The organism is Flavobacterium sp. M31R6 (assembly GCF_013284035.1).
In the GTDB taxonomy this organism is placed as follows: domain Bacteria; phylum Bacteroidota; class Bacteroidia; order Flavobacteriales; family Flavobacteriaceae; genus Flavobacterium.
Genome location: NZ_CP054141.1, coordinates 2,447,047 through 2,466,627, shown reverse-complemented (window position 1 = coordinate 2,466,627; position 19,581 = coordinate 2,447,047). Strand labels below are relative to the sequence as shown.

General features: G+C 34.3%; 6 protein-coding genes. 5 read left to right on the top strand and 1 reads right to left on the bottom strand.

What is annotated here, in order from left to right:
* Positions 1–250 precede the first annotated feature (250 nt).
* Positions 251–2,182: an amino acid permease gene (locus HQN62_RS10045; protein ID WP_116795376.1), complete on the bottom strand. Its 1,932-nt coding sequence runs from the start codon at positions 2,180–2,182 to the stop codon at positions 251–253.
* A gap of 794 nt (positions 2,183–2,976) precedes the next feature.
* Between HQN62_RS10045 and HQN62_RS10040 the strand changes: the two genes are divergently transcribed.
* From HQN62_RS10040 to HQN62_RS10020, 5 genes are all read left to right on the top strand, one after another.
* Positions 2,977–7,509 (top strand): hypothetical protein, encoded by a 4,533-nt coding sequence (locus HQN62_RS10040; protein ID WP_173504265.1) that lies wholly within the window; start codon positions 2,977–2,979, stop codon positions 7,507–7,509.
* A 92-nt stretch (positions 7,510–7,601) separates the two neighbouring features.
* Positions 7,602–8,966: an IPT/TIG domain-containing protein gene (locus HQN62_RS10035; RefSeq protein WP_173504264.1), complete on the top strand. Its 1,365-nt coding sequence runs from the start codon at positions 7,602–7,604 to the stop codon at positions 8,964–8,966.
* Between the two features lie 80 nt (positions 8,967–9,046).
* The gene (locus tag HQN62_RS10030; protein WP_173504263.1) at positions 9,047–11,116 is read left to right on the top strand and encodes a fibronectin type III domain-containing protein; all 2,070 of its coding nucleotides are present in this window, start codon (positions 9,047–9,049) and stop codon (positions 11,114–11,116) included.
* Between the two features lie 4 nt (positions 11,117–11,120).
* Entirely contained in the window at positions 11,121–16,874 is a 5,754-nt protein-coding gene (locus HQN62_RS10025) for a T9SS type A sorting domain-containing protein (RefSeq protein ID WP_173504262.1), read from the top strand.
* 98 nt (positions 16,875–16,972) lie between these two features.
* Entirely contained in the window at positions 16,973–19,426 is a 2,454-nt protein-coding gene (locus HQN62_RS10020) for a hypothetical protein (RefSeq protein WP_173504261.1), read from the top strand.
* Positions 19,427–19,581 lie beyond the last annotated feature (155 nt).

Below are 19,581 nucleotides of genomic sequence, written 5' to 3'. Positions count from 1 at the left end.
AAAAACACATTCCTTAACAACATTTCTCCCACTATCATTCCAAACGAAGTTCACTGAACTCTGATAAAAATAGAAATATAGTGGAGTAATCGGGGCTCCATACATTTTGCTTTTTATAAGAAATTTTCAAAAGCATCACTCTCAAAAAAAAAACGTCCTGAACCATAATGGCTCAAGACGTTATACTATTTATAATTATTCCGTTTTCAGGAATCGCTTTCGCAATTCACAACTCACAATTTTAAAAAAACTATTCTTTTTCCAAATTCAGCTTACTATTTTTACGACTGAAGCCAAAGTAAATCACCAATCCTAACAGCAACCAAATAGTAAAGTAAATCCAATTCCAAACGCTTAGCTCTGCCATCATATACAGACAACAGATTAAACCCAAAAGCGGAATCAAAGACAAATTTTCTTTGAAGGACCAATAAACCAATCCAACAATTACGATTAAAAAAATCCACATCGGTATTTTGTGTTTGAATAAATCAAATCCACTTTCGTATTTTATGGAATCCGAAATTGGCAATCCAGCAACTACTGTTTCATATTTAGCATCATCTTCCTGATACTGACTCAACAAATGCTCTACATCCAGTTTCTCAGTTGCATTCGTTTTCCCTTCAATCTTAACTAAATAATCATATACTTTTTGTGTCTCCTCTTTATTTAATGAAGTAATAATAAATTCCGAATTGTTAATTTTGGTCTCATTGGTAATGAAACCCATTGTTGCTTTTTTATTGTAGGTAAAAGAAATTACCAAAGCAATAATAATCAATAATGGAAATATGTATTTGGAATTAACATAAGGCGTTTTGAATTTCCCTCTTGGAATATCGGTTCTGTTTTGCAAAGCCAAAACACCCGCACAAACCAAAACAAAGGCAAACAATGTTCCAATACTGCATAAATCAGTAACCATAGTTAAATTCATAAACAAAGCTGGAACAGCAACAACAAAACCAACTACAATTGTGGCAAAAGAAGGTGTTTTAAACTTTGGATGCACAGTAGAGAATTTCTTTGGCAACAAACCATCACGACTCATACTCATCCAAATACGCGGTTGTCCCATTTGGAAAACCAACAATACACTAGCCATGGCAACCACAGCGCTTACCGCAATGATTCCTGACATCCATTTCAAATGCAATTGATCAAATACAAAAGCCAATGGATCCCCAACATTCAAGGTATTATAACTCACCATCCCTGTCAAAACCAATGCAATGGCAATATATAAAAGTGTACATATAATAATCGCCCACATCATCCCTCTTGGCAAGTCACGTTGTGGATCTTTACACTCTTCAGCTGTAGTCGAAATAGCGTCAAAACCGATATAAGCAAAGAACACTGCTGACACTCCTTTTAAAACCCCTGAAACTCCATTCGGAGCAAAAGGATGCCAATTCGTAGTATCCACATAAAAGATACCGACAGCAATAACCAAAAGAACAATACACAATTTAACAACAACCATGATATTACTCGCATTACGAGATTCTTTCATTCCTCTATAAATCAAGGCTGTAATCAAGACAATAATCAAGAGCGCAGGCAAATCGGCTACTAAATGAAAAGAACCAATTACAGGAGACGTCGTCCAGGCGGTATAAGCATTTTGCAATCCAGAACTCAAGTTCTCAAAAGTCTTCCCTCCTTCCATCAAGGCAGTGGCGTCTTTAAAACCATTAGAAGCTGTTAAATAATCCATTTGTACCCATTGCGGTAAATCGATTCCGCCACTGGAGAGCAGCCCCGTAAAGTAATCACTCCACGATATGGCGACCGTTATATTCCCAACAGAATATTCCATAATCAAAGCCCAGCCAATAATCCAGGCAATTAATTCACCAAAAGCTACATAGGAATAGGTATAAGCGCTTCCCGAAACAGGCACCATTGAAGCAAATTCGGCATAAGCAAAAGCGGCAAAACTACAGGCAACCGCAGTAAACAAAAACAAGAAAATTACAGCTGGACCTCCATCAAAACTGGCTTTCCCGATAGTACTAAAAATTCCAGCACCAACAATGGCTGCAATTCCAAAAGCGGTTAAATCTTTGGCTGTCAAATGTTTTCCAAGCGCTTCATGCCCTTCCATATTGTTTTTTTCGACCTGCTTTAAGATATCTTGAACCGTTTTTTTTCTAAAAAGCCCTTTTAATGCCATGTTATATATGTTACCGTTAAAAAATTAATATTTTATATTTTTTGCAATAGTGTTTTAGTAAAAAAGAAAAAATAGTAAAGGCCAAATATAAAAAACATATTCATTCTTTAAAGTCATGATTCTGATTTTTTATAATATTGGGATATTAAAACAATATTTCTCTTTTTATTCTTAAAAAAAGTCAAATATACACTAAAAAGATATATTAAAACAAAATATAATTCAATTTTTATTTTAAAAAGTTTAAAATAGCAAAAACTGTAATATTGAAGATTATTGACATAATATAGTAATTTAACGTATTATAATTCTCCAAAATTATAATAGTTCCCTGAACGAAAAGAGCCAAAATAGTTTAATTTTTATATTTTTTTTTATAACAATAATTAAATTATAAATGGAATTTTTTCTTGTTAAAAAAAATATAATTTATTATATTTGTAATCCTTTTAAATCTATTTTTTAATAAAAAATACATATATTCTGTAATTTTAAAGTAACCTATAATTTGTGATAAATTGAACCAAAACACCCCAAACCTATACTCTTTAATACTTTTGTTGTTATTTATAAATTTAAATTGCCACTCCAATACATTTAAAGATTCCCTAAATAGTTCTAAAAAAAACAGGTCAAAACTAATTTTAAATGTAACTCCAAAAAATAGTTACATAAAAACTGCTGCTCAACAAATAAACACATCTCCTATCAGAAGTGAATTTACTGAGAGTTTTATCAAGAAAAAATTCCCTACATCAGAGAGTACAAGTGAAGATTTAAAAACAGCTAAGGCTGTGTTCCAAAAAATTGACAGTACAAATAACAATACAGAACTATTAGAGAATAAATCCCTTTCGATGCTGCCAATTGGCATCAAAAAGACTATTCATAAAACCCAATACATGTTGGGGATAAGTAATGCAAAATTCACCCCAGAGTATACTGAATTAACAGCATTTGTCAGAATAATTATCCCACAAATAGATTCACTTGGTAAGTCCAGAGAAATATTTTTTGGAGCAAACAACATCAAGCTTTCCCATAAAGGCGGCCTGATTGGAGATACTAAACTAGTTTTACTTGGAGATTTTCCTTTAAAAATATGTGGAGATAAAGCTCTTTTAGTTTTAAAAGGAGGCATGAATATGAATACAAGAGTTGTTGACAACCTAACTTATGTAACTATTGATTGCAATGGTTTTAAAGATTTAGGTATTACTGCCGACGTTGAATTCTCAAGAAAAATAATAGAACCCGTTAATGCCTATAATAAAGTAATTGATTCTGTAACTAGAGTTAAAGGCACTTTTCAAACAAAAATCACCAATTGGAATGACATATTAATTGATATTTCCTTGCCTAAATTTCAATTAACCTCCTTTAAAGGAACTTGCTTCGAACTCAACAATGCAGTCATAGACTTAAGTGATTTACGGAATTCAGACAATATATCTTGGCCAGATAATTACGCCAAAGATTATTTGGTTCCTGGAAGCGAAAATTTGTGGAGAGGATTGTATGTAAAATCCTTATTGATTACACTTCCCGAACAGTTTAAATTTAATTCCAGCAAAGGCAGAGTTACCTTCCAAGCAACAAATTTACTAATCGACAGAATGGGAGTTTCGGGTAATTTTACAGGAAATAACATATTGAACATTGATCAAGGATCTGCAGGTGGTTGGGCATTTTCTGTAAACAATATTAATCTAAAATTTAGAGCTAATGCTTTAGTTGCCGGAGGATTTGGCGGTGCAATTGTTTTACCTGTTTCAGATAAATCTAAGAAATGCGCTTCCAACTCACAAGGTGAAATTGGATACACAGCAATAATCAACCCGATAGACAATGAATACCTATTAAAAGCCGAAGTCAATAGCAACCTTTGTTTTCAAGTATTTAAAGCTACTGCACAAATTGATAAGGGTTCCTATATTACATTGAAAGTCAAAGACGGGAAATTTTTACCAAAAGCATTTTTAAACGGAAGTCTTGCTATAAAAGGAAGCAACACACCAACCCCTGATGCTGAAGTTCCAAAAACAGCTGGAAACACAAATGTTCCAACAACAAATTTCATTAATAGCGACCAGCCAAAAGAATCTACAACTACTACACCTAAAACCGACAAACCTGAAGAACCGGCCAAAAAAGAAACAGTAGCGTTTGAAGGGATAACATTTCAAAACCTTCAACTGCAAACAGTTACTCCTGTATTTAAAGCAGACTATTTTGGATATAAAAATGAAACCGAGAATGATCCAAAATCTTCCGAAGTTGCCAATTTCCCTATAACCATTCATGGAATTGCTATTGTTGCAGACGATGTATCGGCCACTCTAAAAATAGATTTATCAATTAATTTGATGAAAGATCAATTCAATGGACGGACTAAATTTAATATCGTTGGAAAATTCGACCAAAATGATGGCATTCAAAAATGGAAATTTGATCATTTAAAATTTGAACAAATTAGCCTAAAAGCAGACATTGGTGGTGCCAAGTTTGACGGATATATTGTTTTAATGGATAAAGATCCCGTCTATGGAGATGGATTTAAAGGAGGACTAAAAGCGGAGTTCAAAACGGGAATAATAGTTGAGGCCAATGCAATTTTTGGAAAAAAAGATGATTTTAGATATTGGTATGTTGACGCTATGGTTGATGGTCTAAACATTCCGTGCAGTGCCTTTGTAATCAAAGGTTTTGGAGGTGGAGCCTATTATAACATGAAAAAAGATGGTTTCAGTTCTAGTTTTACTGCTTCTGGTGCAAATTACGTTCCCGATGTAGAATCCGGTTTGGGAATAAAAGCAATGATTCATTTTGCTAATGCGGCGAAACCTGATGCTTTTTGGGGTGGAGCCGGTTTCGAAATTGCTTTTTTAAAAACCGGTGGCATTCGTAGAATTAGTATTTATGGAGAAGGTCATGTAATGCAAGATTTTGGTTTTAAAATCCCAGCAAATTCCTTAACTAAAAACTTAGAAAAAATTGTCACAGCCGAAAGTAAAATTGTCACTGCAACTTTGGATAAATTAAAAGAAAGCAATCTTACTGAAGCTGCAAAAACTGTATATCCTGATGAAGTTTCAGGAAAAGTAGGGATAAATGCTTTTGCAGCCATTGAGTATGATTTTGTTGCCAAAACACTTCATGGCTCATTTGATTTGTATGTAGATGCCGCAGCAGGATTATTGAAAGGAAGAGCTTCCCAAAACAGAGCTGGTTGGGCTGTACTTCATTTTGCCCCAAATAAATGGTACATCCGAATGGGTACTCCAACAGACAGGCTAGGTTTAAAAATGGCTATTGGATCTATAGAAGTTGAAGCTGGTGGTTATTTTATGTTGGGAGATGATATTCCTGCTAGTCCACCACCTCCTGCAATTGTAGCGCAAATACTAAAATTGGATGTAGGTTCATTAGATTATATGCGATCTGAAAATGCAAGCACTTTAGGTTCTGGAAAGGGTTTTGCTTTTGGCTCCGACTTTAGCCTAAAAACAGGAAATATGAACTTTCTAGTATTCTATGCCAATTTCGAAGCTGGACTAGGATTTGATGTCATGGTAAAAGATTACGGAGAAGCCATGTGCAAAGGAACTGGGCAAATAGGTATAAATGGTTGGTATGCCAATGGACAATCTTATGCTTATTTACAAGGTGAAATGGGAATAGATGTAAAACTATTTATGATTCGTAAAAAAATCTCTATTATAAAAGGTGGCGGAGCGGTTATTTTACAGGCCAAACTTCCTAATCCGGTTTGGATCCGCGGATATCTTGGCGGATATTATGATTTATTGGGAGGAGCTGTAAAAGGAAGTTTCAGATTTAAACTAGAATTTGGTTCACAATGTGAATTTATAAGCAGTAATCCTTTGGAAGGACTTAAAACAATAGCAGACATTAACCCTACCGAAGCGAGCAAAGAAATTAACGTATTTACTATACCTCAAGTTGGTTTTAATATGCCTATTGAGAAAAATTTTGTAATTGATGGCGATGGAGGCACAAAAACATATAGACTTAAATTGGAAGAATATACTATAAAGAAAGAAGGCGTGCCAATAGCAGGAACTGTAAGTTGGAACAATACTAAAGATTTAGTGAGTTTTAACGCTACGGACGTATTACCGCAAAATTCAAAACTAATCCTTACAGTAAAAGTCAGTTTTCAAGAAAATGTAAATGGTTCTTCGGTTACCGTGTATGATAAAGGTCAAATTGCTACCGAAACAGAAGTTCGAAACTTTACAACTGGGACAGCTCCAAACAATATTCCAACTACAAATATTGCCTATTGTTACCCTGTTTTTGACCAAAAATATGTGTATCAAAACGAAAGTAAGCAGGCCTATGTAGTTTTAAAACAAGGTCAACCTTATCTATTTGATTTAAAACCCGGTCAATCCCAAAAAGCTTTTTATAAGACAACCGATAATACCGGTACGGGTAAAATAAGTTACGATGTCAGTAACAAAAGAGTGAATATCGAACTACCACTATTAAAAACGTCAAAACCTTATTCATTATCCTTAATGACTCTTGAAACAAAAACGGATGTAACCAATAACTTGTCTCAAAACTATGAGAAAAAAGAACTTGCAACTGATGTTAATGTTGAGATAAAAAGCAATAAACTCAATGAAACGGCAATTGGTGGAGAAGGAACAGAAATATTGCAATACAAATTCAACACTAGTCAATACTTTAGTTTCAAAGAAAAAATGGAAGCTAAGAAACCGAAACAAACATTAGTAGAGATTATTTATACAGATGTACATGCTTTACAATCCTTAAATGAGTCTACTGAACCATTTGACGAAATAGAAATAATAGGAAATTCAAAAACATTAAATAAACCTTTAATTAGTGTTGAAGCCGTATTAGATGACAGCTATTATTTAAACGAAATATACCCTCTTATCTACAAAGGCTATCCTTTGGAAAATGAAATAAAATTAGATAGAGATACTTCTGTATTGGGTTCTCCTCCTGTGAGAGCTGTTGAAGTTTTGGCTTGGTATCAGGATTACATCATAAACAGTCCTTCCTGCTTTATGCTAAAAGAATATCTACCATTTAGATACAACCTTCCATTTTATTATAAAACTGATTTCAAAGATCTTAGATACAAAGTAGCCAATAAATACATAAACTCATCAAATCAAACAATGATTCAAAAATACGATTACCTCATAAATGGAGAATTCCCATATATAAAACAAGGAACTTACAAGATAAAGTTGAACTACATTCTTCCTGGTGGACAAGTTGGTACGAGTTCGGGTTCTATTTTCACATTCAACAAATCAAATTAAATGAAAGAAAAAAATCTTAAAAGATAAAATGAAATTTTATAAATAAAAGACAAGAATAGTGGGTAAAACAATAAATAAAATACACAAAAAAAATGAAAAAACAAATCAGATTATTAATGGTGTTGCCATTTGTATTATTATTCGGCAACTGCAGCAAAGATTCAGAAGTAGAAGCGGTTAAAGTAGATACTACTGTACCAGAACCAAAACCAACTCCAGTGCCTTTGGTAGAAGTTAAAATAAATTCGTATTCTAAAAACTATGGTCGTAAGGATGATATAATTACAATCTATGGAGAAAATTTTACAGACAAAATCGAAGATATTAGTTTGGTTTTTGACGGCATCCCAGCAAAGATTATTTCAGCCACCTCCACGGAAATAAAATTTAAGATACCGGATACGATGGACACGCAAATACCAATATTAACACTTATTATCACGAATTCAAAAGTAACAAATTTAGTTAAGAATTGTTACAATGGCAATATTGCAATTTTAGGAAACAGGAGCCCTAGTCCTTGGATTGTTATGAACAGCCCTTCTATAAATGCATCAGTAAGCAATGTTCAAATCTTGGATAACAGAGCTATATATTACCATACGGAGAGTAAAACCACCCTTTCTGGAGGAAGTAGTATTTCTTATTTTTATGTTTATAGATCTTTTGATGAAGGAAAAACATGGGGAATCTGGATAGATACGCAATCGGATTCTAGATTTCCATTTTCTGCTACAACAAATGATGAAGGGTGGTCTTTATACGGCAGTGCAAACTTATATAAGACGCTCGCTTCTAGTGGAACGAGGGGAGATCTTGTTTTTAAAGGCACATCAACGATTGGGGTGGTAACCGCAAACGAAAATTTGACCGCAGGAACAATTGTTACATATAATGGAACTGTTTACGACACAAATGACGGAATCAATTTTTCCAACGTATATACAAGCAATACCGATACTTATGTAGGATTAGGTCTTGCATCCTTTGCTTTAGACAATAACCACATTTGGGTAACGGGATACAAAGGAATAACTGTAAATTCAAGTTACACTTTGAAGCCTTTTATGATTTATAAAAATACCAGTTCTGCTGGTTGGAAAGAAAAATTCTTTACGGATGAACCAAATGAAACATATATTAGAGAAATACAGTTTTTTGATGCTGACTCAGGACTGCTGCTGCTTGTAGGACCTTCTTCTTCTAAAATTTATAAGAGTAACAATGGAGGAGACAATTGGATTTCAATATATAATGGTGAAAATTTTTCAAACTTTGTATTTAAAGATGCTACTACTGGTTGGGCAACATTAAAAAATGTTATTTATAAAACAACCGATGGAGGAGCTTCCTGGTCTATCGAGTACAACCATAATGAAGATATTTTAAAAATAGCCTACAAGGATAATGTTATTTGGGCTTTCTCAAAAACTAAAATTTTAAAACGAAATCTGTAATTTCATAGCAGTATGTGATAATTCACATACTGCTTCAATTCGTTTTTGTACCCTCTATTATTCTCAACAAAATAATTCGCATGAAGCATACATTTTTGGTTGCATTAATTTTTATTGTTCTTTTCAAAGGCTATTCTCAAGTAAAAAAAATTGAAAAGCCTAAAAAAGAATCAACTATTCAAGTAATCGTAAGAGTTCAAAAAGATAAAATTCTTTTGCGTTGGGCACCTAGCGATGCACTTGCATGGAAAAAATTAAATAAATATGGGTATCAACTCGAACGCTATACCGTAACAAGAGATAACAAAACATTGGCAAATCCTGAAAAAATAATTTTAGCAAAAGAACTAAAACCAGAACCACTTGAAAATTGGGAAAAAACAATAGCAGACAACGATAATGGAGCCATCATTGCACAAGCGCTTTATGGAGAAAGTTTTGGAGTAACTGGTGTAAATCAATTACAATCTATCGTTAATATATCCGAGGAAAGCGAACAACGTTTCACTTTTGCACTATTTGCAGCCGACAAGGATTTTCAAATGGCAAAAAAAGCAGGATTAGGTTTTGAAGATATAACCGCACAGAAAAATGAAAAATACATCTATAGAGTTTCATCCAATGTGCCCGAAGAAGAGCTAGTAATAAAATACGGAGGCGTATTTGTGGGCTTAAAAGAATATGAAGATTTACCCAAACCTATGGATTTTTCCGCCCATTTTACAGACAAAAGTACGATGCTGAGTTGGAACTTTAAGATATTAGCTCATGCTTATGGCAGCTATTATGTAGAACGTTCCCAAGACAAAATTCATTTTGAGCGAATTACCAATAAGCCCTACACCAGTATGAATCAAGAAAATGAAAATAATAATCGTATTTTTTATGTTGATTCAATTGCTAATAACCTACAATACAGTTATCGAATTCAGGGAATTTCTGCTTTTGGAGAATTAGGTCCTTACTCTGAAGTGGTTTCAGGGACTGGTAAATCAATCCTAAAATATGTACCACATCTTACCATAAAAGATTTCAAAGATGATAAGACTGTAACACTAACTTGGGAATTTGATGAGGCAGGCGATTCGGAAATCACTGGATTTGAACTCAATCGTTCTGATGCTGATGATGATAAATACATCCCCGTCATAAAAAAAATTGCTCCTAAAAACAGAACAGTAACCTACAACAAACTAGCCTCAACCAATTATTTTACCATAACTGCCATAGGCAAACAAGGCAGCAATAGAACATCTTTCCCGATGCTGGTGCAACCTGTGGATTCTATTCCTCCAGCTAAGCCTGTAAACTTAAAAGGAGCTATTGATAGTTTGGGAGTAGTTAACATATACTGGGATCCCAATAAAGAAAAGGATTTAATGGGCTACCGCATTTACAAAGCCTACAATCCGAACGAAGAATTTAGTCAATTGACGGTGAGCCCAAGCGAATCTAACAAATACCAAGACAGTGTCACCGTTAAAAGTTTGAACAGTAAAGTCTATTACAAAATAATAGCGGTCGACACCCATTATAACATGTCACTCTTTTCAGAAGTATTGATTGTCAAAAAACCAGATGTCATTCCTCCTACTTCACCAATTTTTACCAATTATGAGATAAAAGACGGAATGGTATCTTTAGAATGGATTAATAGCCAAAGTGAAGATGTAGCCTCGCATCAACTCTATCGTAAAGAAAATGAACAAAAAGACTGGCAATTGATTTTGGATACCAAAGACAAACCAGAATCCTACGTAGATAAAAGCATTATAGAAGGCGGTACTTATCGGTATGCCCTATATGCTAAAGACGAAAATAATTTGGTTTCAAATCCATCACCAGAAATAGTTGTTTTTATTCCTCTCGCCTCAGTTATGCCAGTTGTAAAAGGATTTTATGCACAAGCTAATACTACCACCAACAGCATTGATTTATCTTGGGAATACAGAGCAACGGGTGTCGAAAGTTTTGAAATTTACAAAGCCACAGCAGACGAACCCATGCAATTGATGCAAATGGTCACAGCTCAAACAAAAAAAATATCCGACCCTAGCATTACGATAAATACAACCTATAAATATGCCATAAGAGCCCTTTTTGCGGACGGAAGGATTTCAAAAATGGCTTTTTATGATATAAAATTTTAAGATTATGAGGAAGATATTTTTGTTAATGATTCTAATTTTAGCCATAAAAGGATATGGACAAACATATACGTTAAATTTACATGTTTATGTGACAAAAGGGGATGCTTCTGTTAATTCAAATGTTGGAGGTAATGTCTATACTTTTACCAACCCAAACAATTATGGAAGTCAGGACTATCCCAATTTAACAACTATTAAAGGTAATTCTTTTACGTTCAGCCTTACTACTAACTCAGGATCATGCTCACAAAATTTGAGTGTAACAAAATCATTATTGGAATTATTAAGGGATAATTTCACATTACAATCCTGTTCGACTGGAAGTGGTTATGCTGGGAATTTTTACCCTTATAGCCTTATTCCAAATGGAATAACAATTAAAAATAGAAATTCAACAACTGAAGTATGTTCTGGAGAGCAATTAGAATTAGATGCAAATAGCACAAATATTTTTCCAAGCGAAGTTTACCACTGGCAATATTCCTTAGACAATAAGACATATTGGTATGATGTTCCTGCTACAAAAAACAACAGTCCTTCGACTAAATTTAGTATTAATGATTTTCTAGGGAGTAATATTCACAACTATTTTGACAAAATTATTTATTTCCGGTTGGGTTATGGTCAAAACAAACAGTTTACAACTCCATTAGGAATAACTTTTAAACCCTGTGCCCCAATTATTACTAAAATTATTTATGAAAAACCACAATGTCAAGGAGATCCAATAACCAAACTTAATATTGTTTTTGATAGAAAATTAGATGATACAAAAGGGGAAATTTTATCACTCATTTCAGTAAAAAACACTATTAGCAATCCCTTACCTATTAATACAACTGCTCTGATGCAGGTTATTGACCAAACCTATCCAGAGAATACTAATACATATGTATATACTAACTTAGAAAACTTTTCAAAATTAGAAAATGGGCATAATTACAATATAGAATATCAAGTACAAATTAATGATCCAAATGACATTTCAAAAAAAATAAATAAAGGAACATTAATATCACCCTCAATTCTAGATTTTAAACACGAAGAAATAGACCCAATAACCTTTCAAACTTCACAAATTGATATTTTATGTAATGGAGAGAATACAGGAAGTATTTCTATAATAAACCCACAAGGAGGTAATGGTGGTTACACATACAGCAAAGACGGAACAAACTTCCAAGACAACAAAACTTTTTCAAGTCTAGCAGCTGGAACTTATCAAATAACAGTAAAAGACATAAAAGGATGTACAACTAAGCAAGCAGATTCATTAAGTGCTCCTCTTAAACCCATATCAATAAAAGGAAAAACTTTTCCTTCATCAGGCCCTAATATTGCCGACGGCTCTATAGAACTTAATAATATATCAGGGGGTACACCTGCTTATAAAATATTTTTGGGCACCACTGAAGCGCCAAACTTAAGCCAACTTATTGCAGGTTCTTATACAATAAAAATAGTTGACAGTAATAATTGCTCAAAAGATACAATAATAGAAGTCAAACAAAAAATAACTTGCATTACAACTAAAACAGATGTAAAATGCAACGGAGGTACTGATGGAATTATAACATTAAAAATACAAGGAGGTACTAAAAATTACAATGTGACTTGGAAAGATAGCGACAATAAACCTTATACAGTAACCTCAACTCCAATTACAACTACAGACAACGTTATCTATAACTATATCGCAACAGGTTTTAAGATGGGTGCATACACTTATTCCATTTCAGACAACGACACTCCAGTAGCCACATATAATGGCAGTGCTATTACAATTAAACAACCAACTTCGTCTTTAGAAATCACATCAACTATTACTCAACCCTCCCCAACAATCCTTACAGACGGGCAAATTCAGATTAATCCAAGTGGAGGTGTACTTCAAGGTGGCTCTGATATTTATTCTTATTTATTATCAAAAACAGATGAACCAAAATTTGATAACATAGCAAGAACTAACCCGATTACAGCATTAAGTAACGGTACTTATCTGATTACAGTTACCTCTTCTTCTGGATGTCCTATTACAAGTGATCCAATTACTTTACAAGCATTAAATGTAAAAATAAAAATAACTAAACCTATAAAATGCATTGGAGATTCGGGAACTTTAGAAGCAGTGGCTGAAGGTGGAACTAGAAATTACAATTATAGTTGGTATAAAGATGGTTCTTCAACAATAGTTGGAACTAGTAAAATCCTGACAGGAATTGATGTTACGAAAGGTAACTATAAAGTAGAAGTATTCGATGGAGACTATACGATAAATGATACTAAAGATTTACTTAAATCAACTAATCCAGCAATTGTGATTAATCCTTTTACAATTACACCTGTAAAATGTAGTAATGGAATAGATGGAGCAATAGAAATAACTGTTTCTGGTGGAACACCTGGATACACTTATAAATGGAGTAATTCAGATACAACAAAAGATCTTTCAGGATTAATCGCAGGAACATATTCTGTTACAGTAACAGACGCTATTGGTTGCACAAACACCTCATCCGATATTGAAATAACTCAACCTTTAGCCATTACCCTCCCTCAAGAATCAATCTCTCCTGTCTTAATCAACGGTCAAAGTACGGGAGCTATAACTTTTGCACAAGAACCAACAGGAGGTAATGGTGGCTATACCTATAATTGGACTTCAAGTACTGATACCTCTTTTACTCCAAAAACCATAAAAAATATTTCAGGGTTAAAAGCAGGTTTTTATACTCTTGAAATAAAAGATAGTAATCAATGTTCTGTTTCCAAAACTTTCGAAATAACAGAATCACCTTTGTTACAAATCAGTATAAAAGAATCTTCTGCTATAAAATGTAATGGAAATTTCAATGGTGAACTGCAGGCGGTAGTTAGTGGTGGTGTTGCTACCTACAATTATCAATGGTTCAAAAATGGATTAGCTTTTGGTGACAACTCATTTGAACAAAAAGGACTGGAATTTGGAGATTATAAGGTCATAGTAACCGATTTTGTTGGTGCCACAAAAACAGCAACTATATTTACTTTAAAACAACCTAATTTATTAACTGTAACCGCTACATCACAAACCAATGTTTTATGCCATCACGCTAGTACAGGTACTATTGGAATCACTATAAACGGAGGAACTGCGCCATATACACAACAATGGACAAAAGACGTTGTAAATTATTCAACTAATAAAAATTTAATTGACCTAGGTGCTGGCACCTATCAAGTTATTGTTACAGATGCCGTTGGTCATAATTGTACTGCAACACTGCTAAACCCTATAATTATTACCCAACCTACTGCTCCTTTAGCAATAAATGATTTAGTCATAAAAAACCTAACTGGTTTTGAAACCTTAAACGGTAGTATTAAAGTAGCAATAACAGGTGGAACGAGCCCATATAAATATAGCTTTGGTAGCCAATCCAATGTTTCTATTGTTGGAAGTGAATTACTATTAGACAATCTCCCAATAGGTTCTTATACACTGACGATTACAGATGCAAATGGTTGTTCAACTTCTAATAACTACAGTATTACTCAACCCGACAAATTATTAATTACGGATATTTCTCAAACTCCAAGCTCAACCATTAAGTGTTATGGAGATAAATTTGGAATATTAGAGGCGACTATAACGGGTGGTGTGCTTCCTTACACTTACAATTGGCACAATGTTCTTACGCCAACCATTACCGCATCTACTATCAATCCATCCGAAACATTGATAGCAGGAACTTATGAATTGAAAGTGACAGATGCAAATGGTAATACTTTCTCTTTGAAAAGCAATCCAATCAGTGAACCACTTCTTTTGAAAATTAATTCTACCCCGAAAAATGTTTCCTGCAAAAACGGAAATGATGGTTCCATAACGATTTCAACTTCAGGCGGAACAGGCGTACCAACCATAAACTGGAGCACAGGAGAGAACGCTACTACCATAAATAATCTTTTTGCTGGAAGTTATTCAGTAACCATTACTGACCAAAATCAATGTCAAACTTCTGAAACTATAACAATCACAGAACCTGACATTTTATACGTGAGTAAAATAACCAAAAATCCTCCTTCCGCTTTAGGATTACAGGATGGTAGTATCGAAATCCAAGTAACGGGCGGTACTCCAAATTATAATTATTTATGGTACAATGGCAGTAAAGATTTAATCTATTCGGATCTAAACCAACCGTCTAACACGAGCATCAATAATATTTATGCAGGGCAATACTTCGTTACAGTAAAAGATGCCAATGGCTGTGCTATTATCGAAAAAGATTTAGACAAAATCGACCCCTTGGTTCTTTCTATAAATCAAATCAACATAGTAAAATGTAATGGAGATGCTACAGCCAGTATCAAAGCTTCTGCTTCGGGCGGGACTCCAATTTATTATTACAAATGGTATAAAACAACCGACCCATTAAACGCTGTTGGACTAGCCGAAACTTTGATAAATGCAAACGCAGGCACCTATTATGTAGTGCTTTCGGATTCTTTTGGATTGACAAAACAAAGCGAAAACATTACAATTACTGAGCCTACGCCATTAACTAACACTTTGACATCACAATACACACGTTGTGGAGATGCTAAGGATTGGACAATTACAACTGCGCCAACTGGAGGAACAGCACCCTACTCCTATTTGTGGAATACAGGTGTGCGAACAGCAAATTTACAGGATGTTACACCGGGGAGTTATTCAGTATTGGTAACCGATAATCACGGATGTACCATAACGAAAAGCATCACAATCACTGCTCCACCTCATTTGGCTACAGCCGAAACCATTACAAAACCAACTTGTTTTGAAGGATCGGATGCTACAATTGTACTAACCTCATCCGGAGGACAAGGCCCTTATACTTATTTATGGAATACTGGTGAGCAATCGAATGTTTTGAGAAATGCTTCCGCAAAAGGGTATTCCGTTGCTGTAACCGATTTCAAAGGTTGTGTGATTGACAAAACCTATACCATCGAAAACCCACCAAAAGACGTTATTAATCTAGGTGATGATGTTACTCTTTGTTTCGACCAATCACTAACAATTAATTCGACTATTGCCGATGATAAAGCCAAATATTCTTGGATATCGACAAAAGGTTTTACAAGTGACAAACCCATTATTACTGTTTCGGAAGCGGCTGATTATACGCTTGTTGTAACGAATAAATTAGGTTGTAAAGCCACCGATAAATTAAAAATATCCAAGCAAGACACCGCAATTAGCGCTGAATTTGCGGTTTCTTCACAAGTTTTTATGAACGAAAAATTCATTATTGTAGATATTAGTAATCCTATTGCCGACAGTATCGAATGGATCTTACCACCCGAAGCTACAGTAGTTTCAAAAAACAAAGATTTTGCCGAATTGAGTTTTAGCAAAGTAGGAGAATACGAACTAACATTAAACACCAAAAAAGAAAACTGTACGGCTACCCAAACCAAAAAAATTGTAGTAGTCGAAGGCGAGTACATAAATCCAGACAATACTGATTTAAAGAAAAAATTTGATCTAAAGATTTATCCAAATCCTTCACACGGAATTTTTACAGTTGATGTGACCCTTGATAAAGTAATGCCGGCTCACATCAAAGTCTTTAATTTGACCAATAATATGATAATCGACTCTAAATATGAAGAAGGAAAAGACACTTATAAATTCAACTTTAGTTTGAACGGACTAACAGCTGGTGTTTATTTTGTTTTAGTAGAGTCACAACAAGGAAATCAGCTAAGAAAAATAATTATCGAATAGACCAGTTAGGTTCATAAATTTTTAGACTTAAAAAAATAACCCATAAAAAGGCCAAAAGAGAAACATATTTTTTCTACCCTTTTTATACCAACATTAAAATGATTTTAAACAGAATACTATTTTTTATTGTATTGTTTTTTGCGACTACCCTTGGCTATTCACAAAGCTTCAATGTAGAACAATTGACAAAGACCAAACTGATTAATGTTTCGGGTGGTGCGTCGGCAAGTGCAATTATGTATTCGGGCAATGCAACTAGGGAACCTTTCTCCTATTTTTTAAATGGAAATATCAACATCAACGTGGCAGGATTGTACAACTTACCCTTTTCCTTCTCCTACTCTACTCAAAAATTTGGGTACACCAAACCCGTTGCCATAAAAACGTTAAGCATTCATCCCTCTTATAAATGGATAACAACCCATATCGGGGATGTGAGCATGACTTTCTCACCCTATACTTTAAACGGACATTTGTTTACCGGTTTTGGCGTTGATCTTACTCCACCCGGCAAATTCAAGGTGAGTGCTATGTATGGACGTCTATTGAAAAGTAATGAGTATGACGTCAATTTTCCTGCTGCAATTCCAACCTACAAACGCTATGGATACGGATTCAAAACAGCATATGCTTTCGAAAAAGTAAATTTAGGAATCATCTTTTTTAAAGCAACTGATATAGCGAGCTCGTTATCCAATCCAGTCCCATTTGAATTAGGGTTTACACCAAAAGAAAACGTTGCACTTAGTTTTGAAACCAGTTTTAAATTATTCAAAAAACTGCAAGTCATGACCGAATATGCCAACAGCAGCATAACCGAAGACATTAGTGTTAGCGGCTCAGCTAAAGGAAAAGGAATTGCATCTCTGTTTTTAAATCCAAATGTAACAACAACTTCCCAAAAAGCGATTAAGGCACAATTGGTATATCCTGCCGGAAAAGGAACTTTAGGATTGGGCTACGAGCGCATTGACCCAAATTACAGAACCTTGGGGAGTTACTACTTTAATAATGATTTGGAGAATATTACTGTAAATGCGTCCCAACAGGTTTTCAAAGATAAAGTATCGTTGGCCTTAAGCTTAGGGATGCAAAAAGATAATTTAGAAAAACAAAAAGTGAGTCAGTCCAAAAGATTGGTTTCCTCGCTTACAGCAGATTATAAAGCCAGTCAAAAATTGAATCTGAATTTAAATTACTCCAATTTTCAATCCTTTACCAACAGTCGCAACCAATTTGATTACATCAATCAAGATCCAAGTTTAGTATACATCGATACGTTGAACTTTAGGCAAGTCAACCAAAATTTAGGATTAACGGCAAACTATCTCCTCAAAAATGACAAACAATTAAAGAAATCTATTAATGCCAATTTTTCCATGCAGGAATCGGTCAATCAGCAACAGGGCCAAACTGTCGCTGGTGGCAAAACAACTTTTTATAACTCTGCCATTTCCTATGTCCAAGGCTATCCCACAAAAGATTTAAACTTTCTGGGTTCTATCAATAATACATACAGCCTAATGGAAACAGGCAACAGTTTAATCATCGGGCCTACACTTGGCGTAACCAAGTTATTTATGGAACGTAAATTAAACTCTTCTTTTTCTACAAGCTACAACACCACTTTTAGCAATGGTAACAAACAAAACGACATTTTCAATATAAGGCTTACAAGTTCTTACTTGTATTTAGAAAAACATAGCTTCAATTTGGGGGTTATCTACTTATTTGGCAAAACCACCAGCAACAGAAACAACGACCTTACCGCAACTTTGACGTATGCTTATTCATTCGATAAAATAAAATTAAGACCAACTCCAAAAGAACAGAAAAAAGACGAAAAACAATTGGGAGATAATATTCTGAAAATAAATTTCAAAGACTATAAACTGGAAGGAACTCTAGCGCAAATTACGCAACAATTAAAGGATTTACAGCAACAATTACAACCTTTACCAAATGAAGAAGCAAGCAAATTGGAACATCTCTTGACACTTGCCACTTTAACACCGGATGAAGCAAGCTTCAAAGACAAAGTGATTGATTATTTGGAAGAATACCAAGCAGCATCCGAAGTAATAAAAAAATACAACAAACTGATTGGCCAGGCTGTTCAAAAAGTAGCACAAGAAATCAGTAACAAAGACGAAAGTTTTGAAAAAACATACACCACAGCCATTAGCCGCGTGAATAGCCATAAACTGCATGGAGTTAATCCAAGCGAAATAACCGATAAAGTTGGCTATAATTCGTATCTGAAATTGATAGAAAGAAGTGACAAAGCAAAGCAGAAACTACAGGCACATCGTTTTATGCAAACCGAGTTTTTGAAACTTTCAAAAGCAGATACCAAAGAAATGGAACAAAATGATTACCTCCTAAGCTATAACAAAAAAGAAATTGAAGAAGTCTATAAATTGATCACCGACAAAAAAACAGATGCCGAAATCATCGCCCAGCTGGAACAAAATCTAATTCCGTTTTACCACGAACTGGCACTGGCAAATGGAATGAATGAGGAAGTTGAGTTGAAATACATTCAGAAGTAATTTAAAAAGATTGAAAAATTGAAATTAACAACCAAAATCTATTCCCGTCCGAACTCCCCTCTCAAGAGGGGTTGGGGGTGTGTTTTTGTTGATTTAAAAAAATCTAATAATCTAATAGTCAAATAATCTAATAGTCAAATAATCTAAGTAGTCAA

Excerpts from the sequence above, each read along its gene's own strand:
- HQN62_RS10025 (WP_173504262.1), top strand. The coding sequence starts at position 11,121 with ATGAGGAAGATATTTTTGTTAATGATTCTAATTTTAGCCATAAAAGGA.
- HQN62_RS10035 (WP_173504264.1), top strand. The coding sequence starts at position 7,602 with ATGAAAAAACAAATCAGATTATTAATGGTGTTGCCATTTGTATTATTA.
- HQN62_RS10020 (WP_173504261.1), top strand. The coding sequence starts at position 16,973 with ATGATTTTAAACAGAATACTATTTTTTATTGTATTGTTTTTTGCGACT.
- HQN62_RS10045 (WP_116795376.1), bottom strand. The coding sequence starts at position 2,182 with ATGGCATTAAAAGGGCTTTTTAGAAAAAAAACGGTTCAAGATATCTTA.
- HQN62_RS10030 (WP_173504263.1), top strand. The coding sequence starts at position 9,047 with ATGAAGCATACATTTTTGGTTGCATTAATTTTTATTGTTCTTTTCAAA.